The organism is Pseudomonas sp. 22085 (genome assembly GCF_052045815.1).
GTDB lineage: Bacteria > Pseudomonadota > Gammaproteobacteria > Pseudomonadales > Pseudomonadaceae > Aquipseudomonas > Aquipseudomonas glycinae.
Genome location: NZ_JBQEQA010000005.1, coordinates 13627 through 32220, shown reverse-complemented (window position 1 = coordinate 32220; position 18594 = coordinate 13627). Strand labels below are relative to the sequence as shown.

Below are 18594 nucleotides of genomic sequence, written 5' to 3'. Positions count from 1 at the left end.
GAACAACGGCCGCCCCACTGGGGCGGTCGTCACGTTTGCAGTACTTGAACCGGTGACGATTGCGTCGGCGCACCGCATACTCGCGTGCAGTTGGCTATGCTGCTGACAGCATGACGCTGGTCCATTTCCGAGGGATGCTCAATGTTTTACGTGCAACGCGATGCGCAGGGTCAGTTGATTCGCGTGGAAGCTGCGGCCTACGCCGAGGCCACGGAAACGCTGCCGGCCGACCACCATGAAATCCAGGCCTGGTACGCCAACGAGGCCGTGGAGAACAGCCTCAAACAGCTCAAGCAGAGCGACCTGGAAATGATCCGGGTACTCGACGACCTGATTCAGGTACTGACCCAGAAAGGCGTGATCCGCGTCACCGACTTGCCTCCGGCGGCCCAGGCCAAGTTGATGGACCGGACCCAGGCGCGGGAAGCGCTGGGCGGGTTGAGCCAGTTGATTGATGAGGATGAGGGCGGGTTGATCTGATTTGCCTACAGTCGATCGTTCCCACGCTCTGCGTGGGAATGCCGCCCGTGACGCTCCGCGTCATATCGGTGTCTGACGCGACACCGACGGTGTGACTGGAACGCGGAGCGTCCCTTTATGCATTCCCACGCGGAGCGTGGGAACGATCAGTTTGGCGCTGCATTATTTCCAGGGTTTGGGCTCACCGAACAACTGCCCCTGAACCCCATACAACCCCATCTCGCGAATCACCGACAATTCCCCTTCCGTCTCGACCCGCTCGGCAATCAACGGCAGATCGATGCTGTGCGCCGCACGCTGGATCGCTTCGATGAACAGGCGCTTGTCGCTTTCCTGATCGATCGCCCGGATGTAGCTGCCGTCGATCTTCAGGTACGCCAGCCCCAGCCGCGCCAGGTTGCCGATCATGCTGAAGCGCCCGCCGAAACGCTGCAGGCTCAGGGAGAAACCGAGCTCGCGCAGGCGCCGGGTCAGCTGTTCCAGCACCGCTTGCTCCGGCAATTGTTCCTCGCCGATTTCCAGGGTCAGGCGCGCACCGAGGTTGGAATGCGCCCGCAGAATCTCGAACACTTTGTTCAACGCCTGCGGATCGGCCAGGGTCGCCGAGGACAGGTTCAGCGCCAGCGATTCTTCATGTCCGGCCATCTGCTCCAGCACCCGCTCGAGCATCAACCGATCCAGTCGCGCGGTCCAGCCGAAGCGCTCCAGCCACGGCAGGAAGCGCCCGGCGGGAATGGTCTGTCCCTGCTCGTCGAGCAAGCGCGACAGCACTTTGTAATGCAGCACCAGTTGCGTGTCCTGCGCCGCCACCACCGGCTGGAAGAACAGCTCGAAACGCCGCTGGTTCAGCGCCTGATCGAGCAAGCGATGCCAGGCGTGGTGATCGTCACCGACGTCTGCCACCAGGCTCTGATCGAGGCACGCCCAGTTCTGCTCGCCCTGCCCTTCGGCCTGGGCCAGCGCCTGATCGCCGAGGCTGAGGACCGCTTGCGGCGAATCGCCGTGAGCGAACGGTGCCAGGCCGATAGAAGCCACGGCGGCCACGTCGGTGGCACCTGTCGCGTGCAGGCTGCTCAGGGCGCTGTCGAGATTCTGCGCCAGTTGCAGCGCCTCTTCGCGGGTCAGCCCCGGCGCCAGCACGGCGAATTCACCACCACGGATACGGGTGACGAGGTTCTGGGTTTCCGGGTATTTGGCGCACTCGCGGGACAGCTGCTCGCCGACCGCTTTCAACAATTCATCGGTGCGCTGACCACCAAGGCGCTGGTTCAGACCAGCCAGATCCTTGACCCGCAACAGCAGCAGATAACCGGAACTGGCCTGCTCCGGATTGCTCACCCGCGCATTCAGTTGCATCTCGAAATAACGCCGGTTGGCCAACCCCGTGAGGTTGTCCTGATAGGACTCGGTGCGCAGTTTTTCACTGCGCTCGGCCTGCTCCTGAAACAGTGCCTTGAGCTTCTCGACCATCTGGTTCATCGCCAGCACTACGCGGCGCAATTCAGGCGTGCGCGGCAGATCCGGCAGGCTGAGGAACTCACGACGGGCGATGGCGTGGGATTGCTTGACCATGTAATCCAACGGCTTCAATTGCCGACGCAACAACAACGCGCCCAGCACCGCACTCACCGCGCCGCAGACCAGCAGCCAGCCAAGGCTGCCGAGTGCGCTCTGCCAGAGCTTGGCCAGGGCGAACATCGGATGGCTGACCACCTCGACCCGCGCCGCCTGCTCCCAGCCACGGCTGACCAGCGCATCGCCACCGGCCGGCTCCAGGCCGATCAGTTTGACGAACCAGTCGGGCACGTTGGTGACCGCCGGAATGCCGTTGCGCTCGACGATGGTCTGGTCGGTCTTCAGATCGACCACGCGGATGCTCGAGTAATAACCGCTGTCGAAGATTGAGCTGACCAGCAGCTCGACCATCGCCGGGTCATCGATGTTCGGCGTCAACGACAGCGCCAGCGCCGTGGCCGCATCCTGGGCGTGGGAGCGCAACTGGTTGACGTACTGGGTGCGCGAGCTCTCCAGACTGACCATGAAGCTGCCGGTGAAGGCGACCACCAGGAACAGACAGATAGCGATCAACAGCTGTTTGAACAAAGACATCTGAGCGCGTGCTCCTAGTTAGTCGTCTCGACCGGGAATCCTTCGGCCTGCATTTTCTTCAACACATCCTGCCAGCGTGACAGGCGTTTGGTGTCACCGACCTTCTTGTTGCCCTTGGCGCCCGGCAGGTACAGCCCTTCGGCATTGAAAGAGTAGACCGGCAGCAAATCGGTCCGCTCGGCGGCCGGCTTGATCGGGTCGATCAGGCTGTCGAGCACCAGCGGCATGGCGTCAGGGCTGGAATAGTAAGTCAGGACCATGTGCGCGCGGTTCTGGCGCAGCGCTTTTACGTAGGTGATGCGCAACTTGTCACTGGCCACACCAAGGTGGCGCAGGCTGAAATACTTGGCGATCGCATAGTCTTCGCAGTCGCCGGCGCCTTTCCACAAGGCTTCGATGGGGGTTTCCCAATAATCGACCTCGTGCCACAGATCGATGTCTTCGACGTAGCGCATCTGTTTGTTGAAAAACAGGTTGACCACCTTGAGCTTTTCCATCTCGCTGACCTGCTTCTGCGTAGCCAGCAGATTCTGCCAGGCGTCGATCCGCTGTTGCCCGGCGCCCAACGGCCCGTATAGCGCCGTGGCTTTGCGGCTGATCGCGGAAAAATCCCAATCGGCATGCAGGCCGCCCAGCATGATGCCGGCCAGCAGCAGCGCGCCGGCAAGCCAGCGCGCAATCCGTGGGATCGCGAAACGTACCGCCAATGCAAGGCATCCAGGGTAGAGAGGAAAGCGCTTGATGGTGAAGGTTAGCCCAGCAAAAAACAATGGCATCCTGAGATCATCGCTGGCGCGCTAAACTTCAGATGTGACAGGGTTCTTCTACACGGTTTGACAACCTGTAGAGCAATCACTAGTGTCCTTTGGATCCAAATCCGCAGTCATAGGGTGTGCAGTTGTGACCCAGAAGCCCAAGCCACTCCACAGCATCAAAGTCGACGGCCCGATTCCCGCGCATCTGGCGCGCTCGGTCATTGAAGAAACCCTGCGCGCCGCGATTCTCGACGGGCGCCTGCCCTGCGGCACCGCCGTGCGCCAGCAGGATCTGGCCGACCTGTTCGGTGTCAGCCGCATGCCGGTGCGCGAAGCCTTGCGTCAACTCGAGGCCCAAGGCTTGCTGAATGTGACTGCCCATAAGGGCGCCGTGGTCGCGCCGTTGATCCAGGGCGATGCAACGGAAACCTACGAGCTGCGCATCCTGCTGGAGTCCGAAGCGCTGCGCCAGTCGATCCCGCTGCTGACCCAGGCCGACCACGAACGCGCCGCCAGCTTCATCGAAGAGCTGGAAAACGAACACGACTACACCGAAATCGGTCGGCTAAACCGTCTGTTCCACATGGCGCTCTACAGCAAGGCGCCCAATGGCCGGCTGTTGCGACTGGTGGAAGACGGCCTGAATGAAGAAGAACGCTTCCTGCGCTTCAACCTCGAGGCCATGGGCCTGGGCAAACTCTCCCAGGACGATCACCGCGCGCTGTTGCAGGCGGTGAAAGAGCGTGACACCGCGCACGCCGTGACACTGCTGGAGCAGCACCTCAACCGCGGTGTCGAGGTCATCACCCGTTACCTCGCCAGCTCCGCCGGCCAAAGCCGCAAAGCGGCGCACTGAATCCTCCCTCCCGGGTGAGCCTCCACTCACCCGGCGAATAACCCGCTTACAAATCCCCCCTCCGCTCGCGGTCATTTGCCGTGGCACATCGACGCCTGCGCTCTAACCTCCCTTCTGCTTTGAACAGCCCGGAATTTGCACCGCAAGGAAGTCATTTTCGACGATAGCCGCGGCGCCGATTTACGCGCACCCTTGAATCGCCAACCCAATATAGAACGGGGACGCGCCGCCCCGGCAGCAGTCCCCGCACCAGGAACCTACGGAAGGAGCCTTGTCACGGGAACAGGAAGAAACGGCGTTCTTACAGCCCGACTTCATCCCCTCATATCAATTCGATTACTTAACTTGAAAGTTGCTTCGAGTGAGGCATTCACTCTTGTCGTTCAATTTTGGCCATTAAACGCCGAAAGGAGCAACTACGCCCAAATAAAACTTAACTTATAAGTTTTATCAGCCCCACTCATACTTCAAAAACAGCCAACTAAAAATAAATAAAAATAAACTTGTTAAGTTGTTTTGCGATGTATTAGTTTTTCTTCGTCGAGTTTGGATCCGAAATCACCAACCCGGCACAACCTTGCAGTACGGCCTCGTTTGTGACGGCTTTTACCGTCCTCCGCTGTCCCGGGCCCTTCAGACATTGCCTGTTTTCATCGAATCCGAATGAGGCTGTCGTTCGCCTGGAGAAACTTGTTCACCGTAGTTAGCAAATGGTTGAGAAATCCCTATTTCCCTATTAGCCAGAGTCTCGCAACCATGCCAACCAAAGAGCAACTTACACTCAAGAAAGCCGAACTTAGCGTTCATCCAATCTTCTCTGAAATCGATTCATTGGCGACATTGCGCCGGTTCATGGAGTCCCATGTATTTGCCGTCTGGGACTTCATGTCACTGACCAAGCGTCTGCAGCAGGAACTGACCTGCACCCGTCTGCCGTGGTTGCCACCACGGGATCCGCACGCCGCACGACTGATCAACGAAATCGTGCTCGGGGAAGAATCTGACGATCGGCTGTCACACGGGCATTACAGTCACTTCGAACTGTACCTCGATGCGATGCGCGAAGTCGGTGCGGACACGACGGCGGTGGAGCGCTTCGTGACGCTGCAACAGGAAGGCGTAAGTTACGACGTCGCCCTGCAAAGCATCGAGGTCGACCCGGCCGCTGCGCGGTTCGTCCGTGACACGCTGCAAACCGCACTGCATGCGCCGGGGCACAGCGTGGCTGCCGCATTCCTGCACGGCCGCGAGAGCGTGATCCCGACCATGTTCCAGCGCATGCTCGATGCCTGGGGCATCGGCGTCGAACAGGCGCCGACCTTCCGCTACTACCTGGAGCGACACATCGAAGTCGACTCCGAAGACCACGGCCCTGCCGCAGAGCAACTGCTGGACCGACTGGTGGACGGCGATCCGCAGCGCGAAGCCGAGGTCTACGCCAGCGCCATCGCCGCCGTGGAAAGCCGCATCGCCCTGTGGGACGGCTTGCGCCTGAGCATGCGCGAACCGCTGGCGGAGGTGGCCCAATGAATGCCGCCGACTATCAGTCTTTCGCCGATGCCTGGGAAAGCCGCGCGACCATCCGCACCCGGCCGCGCCGCGTGCTGGAGGACGATGCGCGGCTGATCTATCCGCTCAGCCGCCAGCCGTTGGTGCTCAGCGAAACCTTCCTGCGCGAATGCCCGCAGCAGCGTGATTTCGCCCTGGTGCAGACGCTGTACAAATTCATCAACGACGTGGTGATTTTCGAGACCGAAATCGTCGACAAAACCGCCCGCAGCATCGCCAAGAACCGCTTCGCCGTGCCCTTCCCGTTCGCCTGTCGTTACGACGCCATGACCGTGGTGGTGGACGAGGATTACCACGCGCTGGTGGCGATGGATTTCATGCAACAGACGGTGGCCATGACCGGCATCGAGCCGATCGAGTTGCCGAATGAAATCGAACTGAGCCGGGCGATTCCGGCCGCCGTCGAACTGGCTCCGCCACACCTGCGCAGCGCCGTGGAACTGATCTGCGTGGCCATCGCCGAGAACACCGTGACTGGCGACGTCGCGGCGTTCGCCCGGGACGACACGGTCAAGCCGTCGATCAAGGGCTTGATGGCTGATCACTTGCTCGACGAGGGTCGTCACTCGAGTTTCTGGGCGCGGATGGTGCGCATCTACTGGCACACCGCGAACGATGCGGATCGCGAATGCATCGCGCAGATCCTGCCGGTGTTCATCGGCCATTACCTGACCAACGACATCCAGAAGTCTTTCGACCTGCGCCTGATCGACGCCCTGCCGGTCAACGACGCAACCCGCTGCGCACTGAAAGACGAGATGGCCGGGCTGGCCTTCCCGATCAATCGCCACCACCCGCTGGTGGGCAACATCGTGCGGTTTTTTCACAACAGTTCGCTGCTCGACACACCGTGCGTGCAGCACGCCCTGCGCGACTACCTGGTTTGACAAGGAGGCTGACATGAGACGTCTCGACATTTTGCTGAGGGGCCGCAGCCAGGCCTTGACCGACCTGGCGCAGGAGCTCGAACAACACGGTCATTCATTGCTGACAGAGATTGCTGTGTCGGTGGACCTGGTGATCGATGACGGCAGTCTTGCGCCGCAGGATCACGGCCCGACACCGCACCTGAACTTGCGTCTGGGTATCGGCGCAACGGGCGTCGGCGGTTTGCCGGTGCTTGATCTGCTGTGCCTGTGCAACACGACACTGCTGAGCCGCGTGCCCATCGCCGACGAACCGTCCGGCAACGGTCAGGCGCTGCGCCTGCGAACACTGGCGCAGGTGGTGGACGAAGTGGCGCTGCTGGTCAGTCGTTTTTCCCGCGATGCCGAGTATTTCCAGCACGCGACAGCGGCCCGTGCGCCGGACTTCGAGCAGGTGGAAAATCTGCTGTTTCTCGACGGCCTGGCTTACGTCCATCGCCTTAATGCCACGGCCAATCCGGGATTGTTGCAACAGGCGCAGAGTCCCGTGATCGAGCGACTGCAACAGAGCCTGATCAAGCATGCGGAGCGCCCGGCACTGCACCTCGCCGAGCAGTCGATCAGCTACCGCCAGTTGCATGATCACAGCCGTGCAATCCAGCAACGGTTGCTGGCAATGCTGGAGGCACAACCGCAACCGTGGGTGGTGGGGATTTGCCTGCCGAAATGCGATGCGCTGTTTGCTTCGATCCTGGCGATTCTCGGCAGCGGCGCGGTGTATTTGCCGCTGGAGCCGAGCCATCCGCTTCAGCGCCAGCAGTACATTCTGGAAAACGCCGGAGCGGTGTTGTTGCTGCACGACGGCGAACACCCGCTGAGCGGTTCGATGCCGGGGCTGGATGTCTGCCGCATCGACCGTACTGACGCCGATCTGTCGCAACCGTTGATGCTTCGCCGGCCCAGACTCGACGCGCCGTGCATGGCGCTCTACACCTCGGGCACTACCGGGCACCCGAAGGGTGTGCTGCTGAGTCAGGCGAACCTGGCCCACTTCACCGCGTGGTACGCCGAGTACGTGCAGTTGCGCGCCGAGAGCCGGGTGCTGCAGTTCTCGTCGCTGAGTTTTGACTCGTCGCTGATCGACATTTTCCCGACCTTGCTCGAAGGCGCGGAACTGGTGGTGCCCGACGACAACCAGCGCCGCGATCCGCTGCAACTGGTGGCGCTGATTCGCCGTCGGCAACTGACCCACGCGTTCCTGCCGCCGGCGCTGTTGAGCATCCTGCCGCTGGAACAACTGCAAAGCGTCGGGCAGATCATGACCGGCGGCGACGTCTGCGAGCCGTTCGTGATCGAGCAGCTGACGCGCCAGGGCAAGCTGCACAACCTCTACGGCCCCACCGAAGCCACGGTGCTGATCACCGCGCGGCAACTGCAACCGGGCGACAGCAATCGCACCCTCGGCGGGCCGATTGCCAACAGTCAGGTGCTGATCCTCGATGACGACTTGCAACCGGTGCCGGAGCAAACGGTGGGCGAGCTGTTCATCGTCGGCCCGGGCGTGTGCCTGGGTTACCTGAACAATCCGCAGCAGACGGCGGAGCGCTATCTGCACCTGGAGCTGCCGGACGGCCAGCGTCTGCGCGCCTACCGCAGCGGCGACATGGCCAAGTGGGGCGAAGACGGCATCGAGCTGTGCGGACGCCGCGACAATCAGGTGAAGATCCGCGGTTTCCGAGTCGAGCCGGAAGAGATCGAGCGGTGCCTGCGCGAGAGTCAGCTGTATCGGCAAATCGCCGTGGTGATCGACAGTCAGCGGCGAATTCTGGCGTTCCTTGCCCAGCCGCAATCGGATGCCGCGCGGGAGTCTTTGAAAGCTCACGCGCAGCAGTTTTTACCCGACTACATGCAACCGGTGGCATGGACGGAACTGCCGAACATGCCGTTCGCCGCCAATGGCAAAGTCGACCGCAAGGCCTTGCTGGAGCTGCCGGTCAGCGTGCAGGACAGCGGCCCCAAATGCCTGCCGGCCAACGCCGACGAAGCGCTGCTGCTGGAGATCTGGGGTGAGTTGCTGGAGTTGCCGGCCAGCGACATTTCCACCGACGAAAGCTTCTTCAATCTCGGCGGGCACTCGATTCTGCTGTCGCGCATGCTCCTGCGTCTGCGGGAGGAATTCGGTCGCAGCATTTCGATCAACCGCTTCATCGAACTGCCGACCATCACCAAGCTCGCCACCCTGGTGCGCGGCACCGATGACAGCGCGGTGCTCAGCGCCCAGGCGATGGCCGACGCCGAGCGAGCGCTGGACATCGAGCCATTGCCGATCAGCCGCATGGGCGATGTGCACAAGGTGATCGTCACCGGCGCCAACAGTTTTGTCGGCGTGCACATCGTCGAGGCGCTGCTGGGATGGGGCGCCAGCGAAGTGGCGTGTCTGGTGCGCGACGGCGGCGGGCAAACCGCGGCGCAGCGCTTTGCCCAAGCGCTGCGAGAGAACCGGCTGGAGCATCTGGACCTGAGCCGGGTGCGGGTCTATTCGGCGGACATCAGCCGGCCGCAACTGGGCTTGGCCGATGACGATTTCGAGCGACTGGATCGCGAGTTCGGCGCGCTGGTGCACAACGCTGCCAACGTCAATCACGTGCTCGATTACGAGACGTTGGCGGCGGACAACGTCGAGCCGATTTTCGAACTGCTGCGGCTGTGCGAAGGGCGCAGCAAGAAGGTGTTCAATTTCGTCTCGACGCTGTCGGCCTCCAGCACCGTCGACGAAGCAGGCCGGGTGCTGGAACTGCCCGCCGCACCGACGCCGCCGATCTACATCCGCAACGGCTACAACCTGTCGAAATGGGTCGGCGAGCGCATCCTCGAACGGGCGCGGGAGCGTGGGGTGCGGGTCAATCTGTACCGGCCCGGCAACATTAGTTTCAACAGCCTCAGCGGCGTCTGCCAGCCGCACAAGAACCGTTTGATGCTGATGCTCAAGGGCTCGATCCAGCTCGGTCAGGTGCCGGCCTTCGCGCTGAATTTCGACCTGATGCCGGTGGATTTTCTCGCCCGTTTCATCGCCTTCCACGCCAGCCGTTATTCGGCCGAACGGGCGGTGTTCAACCTGCATAACCCGGAGCCCCTGAGCTGGGATGCCTACGTCGCGTCGTTCCGCGAAACCGGCAGCGAGTTTTCGCTGGTCAGCGTCGCCGACTGGCAACAGCAACTGGGCCGGGTCGATGCCGACAACGCGCTGTTCGGCGTGCTCGGTTTCTACCTCAACGGCTTCGAGGAAGACATCGGCGACATCTCCCTGATCGGCCACGCCAACGCCCAGGCCGGCGTGCAGCAAATGGGCGCGCACTACCCGGAAAAATCCCCGGCGCTGCTGCGTCGCGGCTGCGACTACCTGAAAGAAATCAACTTCATCTGACTCATCAACCAAGGAGCAACACCATGAGCAATCTTCAACCCGACACCCTGATCAAAAACCCTCACGGCTGCCACGTCGTGTCTTCGGTGGAAGTACCGGTGGACGCCAAACAGGTGTGGGCAGTGGTCGGCAAATTCGACGGCTTCGACCGTTTCATTCCAGCGCTTTCGCACATCGAAATGACCGGCGAAGGCGTGTCTTCGCTGCGCAAGAAGTTCTTCAAGGATGGCAACGTCGTGGTCGAGCAACTCAACTCCCGGGATGACCAGGCGCTGAGCATGACCTGGACCACGATCTACAACACGCTGGGCGTGGCCAATCTGTGGGCGGCGATGAATGTGGAATCGCTGGGCGCGGGCAAGTCGCGGGCGACCTGGACGATCATTGCCGAGCCGGCCAGCGGTGGGCCCGAGGCACTGCCGGGGTTCAAGGATTTCGTGCAGGGCTTTGCCGATGATGCGATGGGCAATGTGCTGAAGCTGTTTGTGTAAGGTTTCAGTTCTGCGGTGATTGACCCACCGCTATCGCTGGCAAGCCAGCTCCCACAGGTTCCCGATCGGTCACAAATGTTGTGTGCGCCGGAAATCCTGTGGGAGCGGGCTTGCCCGCGATGAACGATAACGCGGTCTGACTTGATGTCAGATCTTGAAGCTGTCGACCAGCTGTTTCAAACGGTTGGCCTGCTGCGACAACGCATCGCAATCCTTCAACGTTTCATTGAGGTTGGCCACGCTCTGCTGGTTCAGCAGGTTGATCTGGTTGACGTCGACGTTGAGGGTTTCCACCACCGCAGTCTGTTCTTCTGTGGCCGCTGCCACCGACTGGTTCATGCCATCGATTTCGCCGATGCGCTGGGTCACGCTGACCAGACGCAGACCGGCCTGGTTCGCCACTTCAACGGTTTCCTCGCTGGACGCCTGACTGGCGTTCATGGTGGTCACCGCTTCGCGGGAGCCGACCTGCAGCGAAGTGATCATCTTGTGGATCTCTTCCGCCGATTCCTGAGTACGGTGAGCGAGGTTACGCACCTCGTCCGCCACCACCGCAAAACCGCGTCCGGCTTCACCGGCACGGGCCGCTTCGATGGCTGCGTTGAGCGCCAGCAGGTTGGTCTGTTGGGAGATGCCTTTGATCACGTCGAGAATGTGGCCGATGTTGTCGGTGCTGGCATTCAGGGTTTCGATCTGGGTGCACGACAGGCTGATCTTCTGCGACAGCTCGGTCATGGCCTGAATCGTCTGCTCGACCACCTGACGACCGTCATCGGCCTGCTCGCTCGCGCCACTGGCGTGTTGCGAAGCATCGGCGGCGTTGCGGGCGATTTCCTGAGTGGCGGCACCCAGTTGATTGATCGCCGCAGCCACGCTGTTGGTGCGTGCACTTTGCTCGTCGGAGCCGATGATCGAGGCGTTGGACGATGCCATCACCCGTTGCGACAGGTCGTGTACGTGGCGAGTCGCGGAAGACACTTCGGAAATGGACGCGTGAATCCGCTCCACGAACTGGTTGAACGAACTGCCCAGCTCGCCGAACTCGTCCTTGCTTTCCACGACCAGACGACGGGTCAGGTCACCTTCACCCTGGGCGATGTCCTGCATCGCGCGGCCCATGGTGATCAGCGGACGCATCAGTACGGTGATCAGCAGGCTCAGGAACACCGCAATCGCGCCCACCGCGACGAACATCGCAATCACTGCCGAGGTACGGAACTGGCTGAGTGCGGCGTAGGCCTTGTCGCGGTCGATCGACAGACCGATGTACCACTCGGCATTCGGCAGACCGGCAACCGGGGTGAACGACAGGATGCGTTCCTGGCCGTTGAGCACCACGTTCTGATTGCCCTTCTCGATGCGCACACCGGCGTTCGGGTAGATGTCCTTGAGGTTCTTCATCACCTGGTCTTTGTCCGGGCTGACGATCACCTGACCGTCACCGCTGACCAGGAACGCGTGGCCCAGGCCACCGAAGTCCACCGAGTTGATGATCTTTACCAGGGTTTCCAGGCTCAGGTCACCGCCCACTACGCCGAGCAGTTCGCCGTTCTTTTTCACCGGCATGGCGATGGTCACCACCAGACCGCCAACGGCAGCCATGTATGGCGGGGTCAGCATGGTCTGGTCAGCGGCCACGGCCTGCTTGTACCACGGGCGCTGACGCGGGTCGTAGCCATCCGGCATCTTCGCGTCAGGGCGCTGGGTGAACACACCGTTGGCCTGGCCGACGTAGGTGAACTGGAAGTTCGAGGTGAAGGCCGGTTGATCGACCAGGCCCGGGAAGTCGGCGTTCTTGCCTTGATGAGCGACGTTTTGTGCGAGGTTTTCCAGTACCAGAATCCGCCCGCTCATCCAGTTCTGCACACTGCTCGCGGTCAGGTCGCCGGCCTGTTGAACGGAGGACTGGAGGTTCTGGCGAATCGTATTTCGCTGCAGATAGTCGTTGTACAAAGTGAACAGCGCGAACGCCAGGACCACAACGCCCGAGGCGGCCAGCAGGATTTTATGGCTGAACTTGAGATTCATTTCATGGGACTTCTTATGCGAAAAGTGGGGATGCGTTCCGGATGCAACATTCCATGTACAGCGCAGGCAGCGTTCTGACGACTGCTCTACTTTGGTGCACGCATGTCTCACCAGTCTGTCGGCACGCTTAGGAGAAAACTTAGGGCTTTGTGGGAAATGGACGAAATTTCTGCCAGATTCCCGCCGAACGGCGTGCCAGAGCGTTCGCCTGTCAATTTTTGATGACTGTTTTGCAGCGCCGGTTGCAAATTCTGTAACCCTTGATGACAATGCGACTAATTATCATTTGTGACGTTCGGGCTGTCGCATTCATGTCCTCACCTGAGTTTGCAGTACAGGCGCTTTACAGTAGTCATCACGGCTGGCTCAACGGTTGGTTGCGCGCGCGACTGGGCAATGCCGCCGATGCGGCGGATCTGGCTCAGGACACGTTCGTACGTTTGCTGCAACGCACCGAGCGTCTGGAACTCAAGGCACCACGCGCATTCTTGCGCACGGTTGCCCGGGGTTTGGTGATCGATCATTGGCGCCGTGAAGAAATTGAACGCGCCTATCTGGAAACCATCGCCCATTTACCTGAAGCCGAAACCCCGAGTGCTGAATCCCGCGCATTGGTGATCGAACTGCTCGAAGGCATTGCCCGCATGCTTGAAGGCTTGAAGCCGAAAGTGCGTCAGGCGTTTCTGCTGGCTCAGTGCGAAGGTTTGACCCACAAGCAGATTGCCGAGCAGATGGGCCTGTCCTTGCGCTCGGTGGAACGCTACGTCGCCGATGCGCTGTATCACTGCTACGTGCTGCGGTACGAAAACTGATGCCGGTGGATAACCTCTCGCTTGGCCGACGCGCCGAGCCACCGCAGCAAGTCGTCCGACAGGCCATCCATTGGCTCCTGCGCCTGCGTAATAACAACGGCAACCCGCGCCTGAATCGCCAGTGCGAACAATGGCGCGCCGAGCACCATGATCACGAACTGGCATGGCAACGGGTGCAGTCTCTGCAAGCCGAACTGACTCACAATCTGCGCGCCGTGCCCAGTGCGCAGGTGGCGTTCAACACGCTGGAAAACAGTGCAAAAGGGTTGGGTCGACGTCAGGCCTTGAAGCTATTGTCCGGCGCGCTGTTGATGGGCTCGGCGGGATGGCTGGCCAAAGACACGTCGGTCTGGCAACAGTGGAGCGCCGACTACGCCACCGCCACCGGCGAACGCCGTGGCTTCCAGTTGCCGGACGGCACGCGGATCGAACTCAACACCGCCAGCAGCGTGGATCTCGATTACACCGCGCAACAACGGCTGATCAGGCTGACCCGTGGCGAAATCATCGTCACCTGTGGCGGTGCCGATGAAGGTGCGCCGATTGAGCGACCGCTGCGGGTGCAGAGTCGTCATGGCAGTTACGAGCCGTTCAAGGCGCGATTCATTCTGCGCCAGGAAGATGGATGCACGCGCCTGAGCGTCACCAGTGGCCGGGTCGCGATTCACTCCGCCGGCAACTCGACAGAGGCCATCGCCGGTCAGAGCTATCTGATCGATCACCATCAAGTTCGCCCGGCGCCACCGTTGGACATGGACGCCGGTGCCTGGGTCGACGGTCTGATCGTGACCCGCAACATGCGGCTGGGTGACTTCCTCAACGAAGTCGGCCGGTATCGTCAGGGGTTTCTGAGCTGTGCGTCGGACATTGCGGATCTGCGCCTCTCCGGTGTGTTCCGTCTTGAGAACACCGACAAGCTGCTGGCGATTCTGCCCCAGACCCTGCCGGTGCAATTGCGCTACCGCACTCGTTGGTGGGTGACGCTGGAGTCTGTGGCCTGAAATTATTTTGGCGGGTTTTCGTGGCAAGTCCGGCTTAGTCAGTAAGCACTTCAACTCAGCCTTCGCGACTGCCTACGGAAACCTACAATGACTGCGCGCGTTACCTGTAAGAACCCTCTGAATTTCTCTGCCGAATCCGGCCTGTTGCGCCACGCCGTTCGGGCGGCGCTGTTTTCTACCGTACTGGGCGTTGGCGTGTTGCCGAGCCTGAGCATGGCGGCCAATGCCAGCGAGGTCAGCAGCCACCGCTACAACATCGCCGCCGGGCCATTGGGCGAGGCGCTGAACCAGTTCGCGCGTGAGGCGGGCATCACCTTGTCGATGACCCCACAGCAGACTCAAGGCCGACAATCACCCGGCGTGCAGGGCGAGTATTCGACCGATCAGGCGCTGAGTCATCTGCTCGGCGGTTCGGGTCTGGAGGCGGTCAGCCAGGACGGCAGCAGCTATGTGTTGCGCACCGTCGCGGAAACCGAAGCGCTGGCCCTGCCGACCACCGACATCAAAGGCTTCGCCCTCGGCAACGCGCTGGGCAGCATGGATGGCTACAACGCGACGCACAGCCAGATCGCCACCAAGACCAGTACCGCGTTGCTGGAAACCTCACAAAGTGTGTCCGTGGTCACCCGCGAGCAAATGGATGACCAAGGCTCGCAAACCGTGTCCCAGACCATGCGTTACACCCCCGGCGTACTGACCAACCCTTACGGTGCCACGCACCGCTACGACTACGTGGCAATGCGCGGCTTCAACGACGGTTCGGTGGATAACATTTACCTCGACGGCCTCAAGTCGATGGGCGACAGCGGCACCTACAGCACGATGCAGGTCGATCCGTCTTTCCTCGAACGCGTTGATATTCTGAAGGGCCCGTCGTCGGTACTCTACGGCCGTAGCTCGCCGGGCGGTCTGGTGGCGCTGACCAGCAAGAAGCCGCTGTACGAGGCCTATCACCAGGTACAAGCCACGGTGGGTACTCAGGGCCAACGTGGTGTCGGTTTTGACTTCAGCGGACCGGTCGATGACGACAAGCGCATCGCCTATCGTCTGATCGGTTTGACGGATCAGTCCGACACGCAATTCGACCACAACAAGGAAAAGCGCTTCGCCCTCGCACCGACCGTCAGCATCGATTTCAGCGAAGACACCTCGCTGACCCTGCAAGCGTATCTGCAGCATGACCCGGATGGCGGCTACCACGGTGGCGTGCCGGCCGACGGCACGATTCATCAGCGCAACGGCAATCGCATCTCGCCGCACTTCTTCGAAGGCGAGCCGGGCATTGACGGTTACTCCCGTGATCAGCAGTCGTTCGGTTACCAGTTCGAACACCGCTTCAACGACGTCTTCACCGCGCGGCAGAATTTCCGCTACCTCGACTCCAAAGTGAACATGGATCAGGTGTACGCCTATGGCTGGACGTCGCCGACCAGCAACGAACTGAATCGCTACTACACCGGCGGTGACGAGCGCCTGCACGCGTTCATCGTCGACAACATGCTCCAGGCCGAATTTTTCACCGGCGCGACCAAGCACACTGTGCTGATGGGGGCGGATTACCAGCGACGCAAAACCGTGGTCGACTGGACCAGTGGCGGCCTGGCGCCGATCAATGCGTTCAACCCGGTGTATGGCAATTCGGCAATTACGCCATACGGCGAGACCAGCTATCTGCGGCGCCTGGAGCAGACCGGCGTTTACCTGCAAGACCTGATCGAGATGGACAAGTGGCGCTTCTCGCTGGGGCTGCGCCAGGACTGGGTGGAAACCTCCGACGAAAACCGCATCGCCGAAGCGGGCCGTCCGGTCGGCACCGAGATCAACGATCGACGCACCAAGCTCACCGGTCGCGCCGGCGCACTGTATCTGTTCGATAACGGCCTCGCGCCGTACGTCAGCTATTCCGAGTCGTTCAATCCGAATTCCTACGCGGACAGCGCCGGCAATCCTCTCGCACCGACCGATGGAACGCAGTGGGAAATGGGCTTGAAGTATCAGCCGCCGGGTACTGACAACCTGTTCACCGCCTCGTTGTTCCGCATTGATCAGGAAAACCTGGCGACCAAACTGCCGCAGGAAAACTTCTATCGCGCTGTAGGCGCTGTCCGTTCTCAGGGTCTGGAACTGGAAGCGCACATGCAGTTGACCGACAACCTGAAAGTCCTCGGCAGCTACACCTTCACCGACATTGAATACTCGAAGTCGATGACCAGCACCTTGAGCACACCGACCAATTTGATCGAGAACAAGGGCAACTCGCCAACCCAGGCGCCACGACATATGGCATCGCTGTGGGCCGACTACAAATTCGACAGCGCGGCACTCGATGGTCTGCGACTGGGCGGTGGTGTGCGTTATGTCGGCTATAGCTGGGCGGATGCAGAGAACACCATGAAGGTGCCGTCCTACACATTGTTCGACGCATCGATCGGTTATGACCTCGGCAAGGTCGGTCTGAAGGGTGTCGACGTACGCCTGAATGCGAACAATCTGACCAACGAATCCTACGTGGCCTCCTGCGCCAGTCTGGACTTCTGCTACATGGGCGAAGAGCGCAACGTCGCCGCTACGGTTAGTTACCAGTTCTAAGCCTTTGTCTTGTGCATAAAAAAGCCAGCCCCTGAAATCAGGGGCTGGCTTTGTCGTATCTGAGGGGAAAGTTTCCATGCGTTCGTTTCTGGTTTTGTTGCACCGGTATATCGGGTTGGCCACGGCGGTTTTTCTGCTGCTGGCCGGGATCACCGGGAGCATTCTGGCGTTCAATCATGAGCTGGATGAGTGGTTGAATCCGGAGTTTTACGCGGCGTCGGCCGAGGGAAAACGTCTACCGCCCGGTGAGCTGGTCGATACGGTGCAATCGGTACATCCGAAGTTGCAAGTCTGGTACATGGAATACCCGAACGAGGAAGGCCACACGGCAATGCTTGCGACGGTTCCACGTAAAGATCCGGCGACGGGCGAACCGTTTAAAGAACGCAATCAGGTGTTCTACCTCGACCCGGTCAGTGGCGAACAGAAAGGCCAGCGTTACTGGGGCGAGTGCTGTTTCCAGCGTGAGAATTTCGTCCCGTTCATTCTTGAGTTTCACTACAACCTGACACTGCCCGGTAACTGGGGTTTGCTGTTGATGGGGTTGGTGGCCATCGCCTGGGTAATCGATTGCTTCATCGCCCTCTGGCTGACGTTGCCGCGGGGTAAACCGTTCTGGAAGAAGTGGTCTAAGGCCTGGAAGATCAAGGGCGGTCATGCCTATCGACTCAACTTCGATCTACATCGGGCGGGGGGCTTGTGGCTGTGGTTGTTATTACTGCCGATCGCCGTCAGCAGCGTGGCGATGAACCTGCCGAGCCAGGTTTTCAAACCGGTGGTGTCGTTGTTTTCCCCGATTGAACCGAGCGTGTATGAAGCTCGAGGGCGAATGCCTGCCGAAGAGCTGGGGATCACCCGATTGAGTTATCAACAGGCGTACGAAAGAGCACAGCAGGAGGGAAAAAGGTTGGGGCTGACAGCAGCGATCGGCGAGCTGTATTACAGCTTTGAGTACAACTTCTACGGTGCGGGGTTCGGACAGCATGACACGGAGGCCCACGGCAAATCCTGGTTGTTCTTCCACGGTACGGACGGACGATTATTGGGGCAGGAGATTGCAGGAGAAGGGACGTTGGGAGAGCGGTTTTATCGGTTGCAGTTGCCGATACATGGGGGGCGGATCATAGGCTTCACCGGACAAGTGATGATCGCGATGTTGGGTGTTCTGATTGCGGGATTGTCGGGGACTGGCGTCTACATCTGGTGGCGCAAGTGGCAGGCTCGTCAGAGCAGCAAGGCACGCAGAGCGGTTTGAAGACTGGTTTTTGGTGTCCCCTGAAACGACAAAACCCCTGTCTGCGTTAGCAGACAGGGGTTTCGGAATTCAATCTTGACGATGACCTACTCTCACATGGGGAAACCCCACACTACCATCGGCGATGCATCGTTTCACTTCTGAGTTCGGGATGGGATCAGGTGGTTCCAACGCTCTATGGTCGTCAAGAAATTCTGTGACCAGCCCGTTACCGCAGTAACGTTCCGGCAAAAATCGGTGACTTCTACTAAAACAAAACCCCAACTGCTTTCGCAATTGGGGTTTCGGAATTTAATCTTGACGATGACCTACTCTCACATGGGGAAACCCCACACTACCATCGGCGATGCATCGTTTCA

At 60.4% G+C, this 18594-nt stretch carries 13 protein-coding genes and 1 rRNA gene; 10 read left to right on the top strand and 4 right to left on the bottom strand.

What is annotated here, in order from left to right; genetic code table 11:
* Window positions 1–141: 141 nt before the first annotated feature.
* Window positions 142–480: a hypothetical protein gene (locus ACTJK7_RS07030; RefSeq protein ID WP_039773037.1), complete on the top strand. Its 339-nt coding sequence runs from the start codon at window positions 142–144 to the stop codon at window positions 478–480.
* A 162-nt stretch (window positions 481–642) separates the two neighbouring features.
* Here ACTJK7_RS07030 and lapD read toward each other — a convergent pair whose 3' ends face one another.
* Both lapD and lapG read right to left on the bottom strand, forming a co-directional pair.
* On the bottom strand, window positions 643–2589 hold the full coding sequence (gene lapD / locus ACTJK7_RS07025) for a cyclic di-GMP receptor LapD (RefSeq protein ID WP_064382648.1): 1947 nt from the start codon (window positions 2587–2589) through the stop codon (window positions 643–645).
* A gap of 14 nt (window positions 2590–2603) precedes the next feature.
* Complete coding sequence (gene lapG, locus ACTJK7_RS07020; RefSeq protein ID WP_064382647.1) at window positions 2604–3296, bottom strand: cysteine protease LapG; 693 nt, start codon at window positions 3294–3296, stop codon at window positions 2604–2606.
* A 193-nt stretch (window positions 3297–3489) separates the two neighbouring features.
* On the opposite strand from lapG, the gene ACTJK7_RS07015 reads away from it, so the two are divergent.
* The 5 genes from ACTJK7_RS07015 to ACTJK7_RS06995 all read left to right on the top strand — a co-directional run bounded on the left by ACTJK7_RS07015 (window position 3490) and on the right by ACTJK7_RS06995 (window position 10550).
* Window positions 3490–4200 carry a GntR family transcriptional regulator gene (locus ACTJK7_RS07015; protein ID WP_108558971.1) on the top strand — a complete coding sequence of 237 codons (711 nt, stop codon included), beginning with the start codon at window positions 3490–3492 and terminating at the stop codon, window positions 4198–4200.
* A 756-nt stretch (window positions 4201–4956) separates the two neighbouring features.
* Entirely contained in the window at window positions 4957–5730 is a 774-nt protein-coding gene (locus ACTJK7_RS07010) for a DUF3050 domain-containing protein (RefSeq protein ID WP_108558969.1), read from the top strand.
* Window positions 5727–6656, top strand: coding sequence for a diiron oxygenase (locus ACTJK7_RS07005; protein WP_108558967.1), 930 nt, complete (start codon window positions 5727–5729; stop codon window positions 6654–6656). The genes ACTJK7_RS07010 and ACTJK7_RS07005 overlap by 4 nt, the downstream gene beginning before the upstream one ends.
* 13 nt (window positions 6657–6669) lie before the next feature.
* The gene (locus tag ACTJK7_RS07000) at window positions 6670–10059 is read left to right on the top strand and encodes an amino acid adenylation domain-containing protein (protein WP_440781091.1); all 3390 of its coding nucleotides are present in this window, start codon (window positions 6670–6672) and stop codon (window positions 10057–10059) included.
* A 23-nt stretch (window positions 10060–10082) separates the two neighbouring features.
* Window positions 10083–10550 carry an SRPBCC family protein gene (locus tag ACTJK7_RS06995; protein ID WP_085748542.1) on the top strand — a complete coding sequence of 156 codons (468 nt, stop codon included), beginning with the start codon at window positions 10083–10085 and terminating at the stop codon, window positions 10548–10550.
* Between the two features lie 147 nt (window positions 10551–10697).
* Here ACTJK7_RS06995 and ACTJK7_RS06990 read toward each other — a convergent pair whose 3' ends face one another.
* Entirely contained in the window at window positions 10698–12578 is a 1881-nt protein-coding gene (locus ACTJK7_RS06990) for a methyl-accepting chemotaxis protein (protein WP_011331841.1), read from the bottom strand.
* A gap of 311 nt (window positions 12579–12889) precedes the next feature.
* Between ACTJK7_RS06990 and ACTJK7_RS06985 the strand changes: the two genes are divergently transcribed.
* The 4 genes from ACTJK7_RS06985 to ACTJK7_RS06970 all read left to right on the top strand — a co-directional run bounded on the left by ACTJK7_RS06985 (window position 12890) and on the right by ACTJK7_RS06970 (window position 18235).
* Window positions 12890–13390, top strand: coding sequence for a sigma-70 family RNA polymerase sigma factor (locus ACTJK7_RS06985; RefSeq protein ID WP_108558962.1), 501 nt, complete (start codon window positions 12890–12892; stop codon window positions 13388–13390).
* Complete coding sequence (locus ACTJK7_RS06980; RefSeq protein ID WP_108558960.1) at window positions 13390–14391, top strand: FecR domain-containing protein; 1002 nt, start codon at window positions 13390–13392, stop codon at window positions 14389–14391. The genes ACTJK7_RS06985 and ACTJK7_RS06980 overlap by 1 nt, the downstream gene beginning before the upstream one ends.
* An 87-nt stretch (window positions 14392–14478) precedes the next feature.
* The gene (locus ACTJK7_RS06975) at window positions 14479–16980 is read left to right on the top strand and encodes a TonB-dependent siderophore receptor (RefSeq protein WP_440781089.1); all 2502 of its coding nucleotides are present in this window, start codon (window positions 14479–14481) and stop codon (window positions 16978–16980) included.
* A 76-nt stretch (window positions 16981–17056) separates the two neighbouring features.
* Window positions 17057–18235 carry a PepSY-associated TM helix domain-containing protein gene (locus ACTJK7_RS06970; RefSeq protein WP_108558957.1) on the top strand — a complete coding sequence of 393 codons (1179 nt, stop codon included), beginning with the start codon at window positions 17057–17059 and terminating at the stop codon, window positions 18233–18235.
* A gap of 73 nt (window positions 18236–18308) precedes the next feature.
* Here ACTJK7_RS06970 and rrf read toward each other — a convergent pair.
* Window positions 18309–18424: ribosomal RNA gene (gene rrf / locus ACTJK7_RS06965) — 5S ribosomal RNA — on the bottom strand.
* Window positions 18425–18594 lie beyond the last annotated feature (170 nt).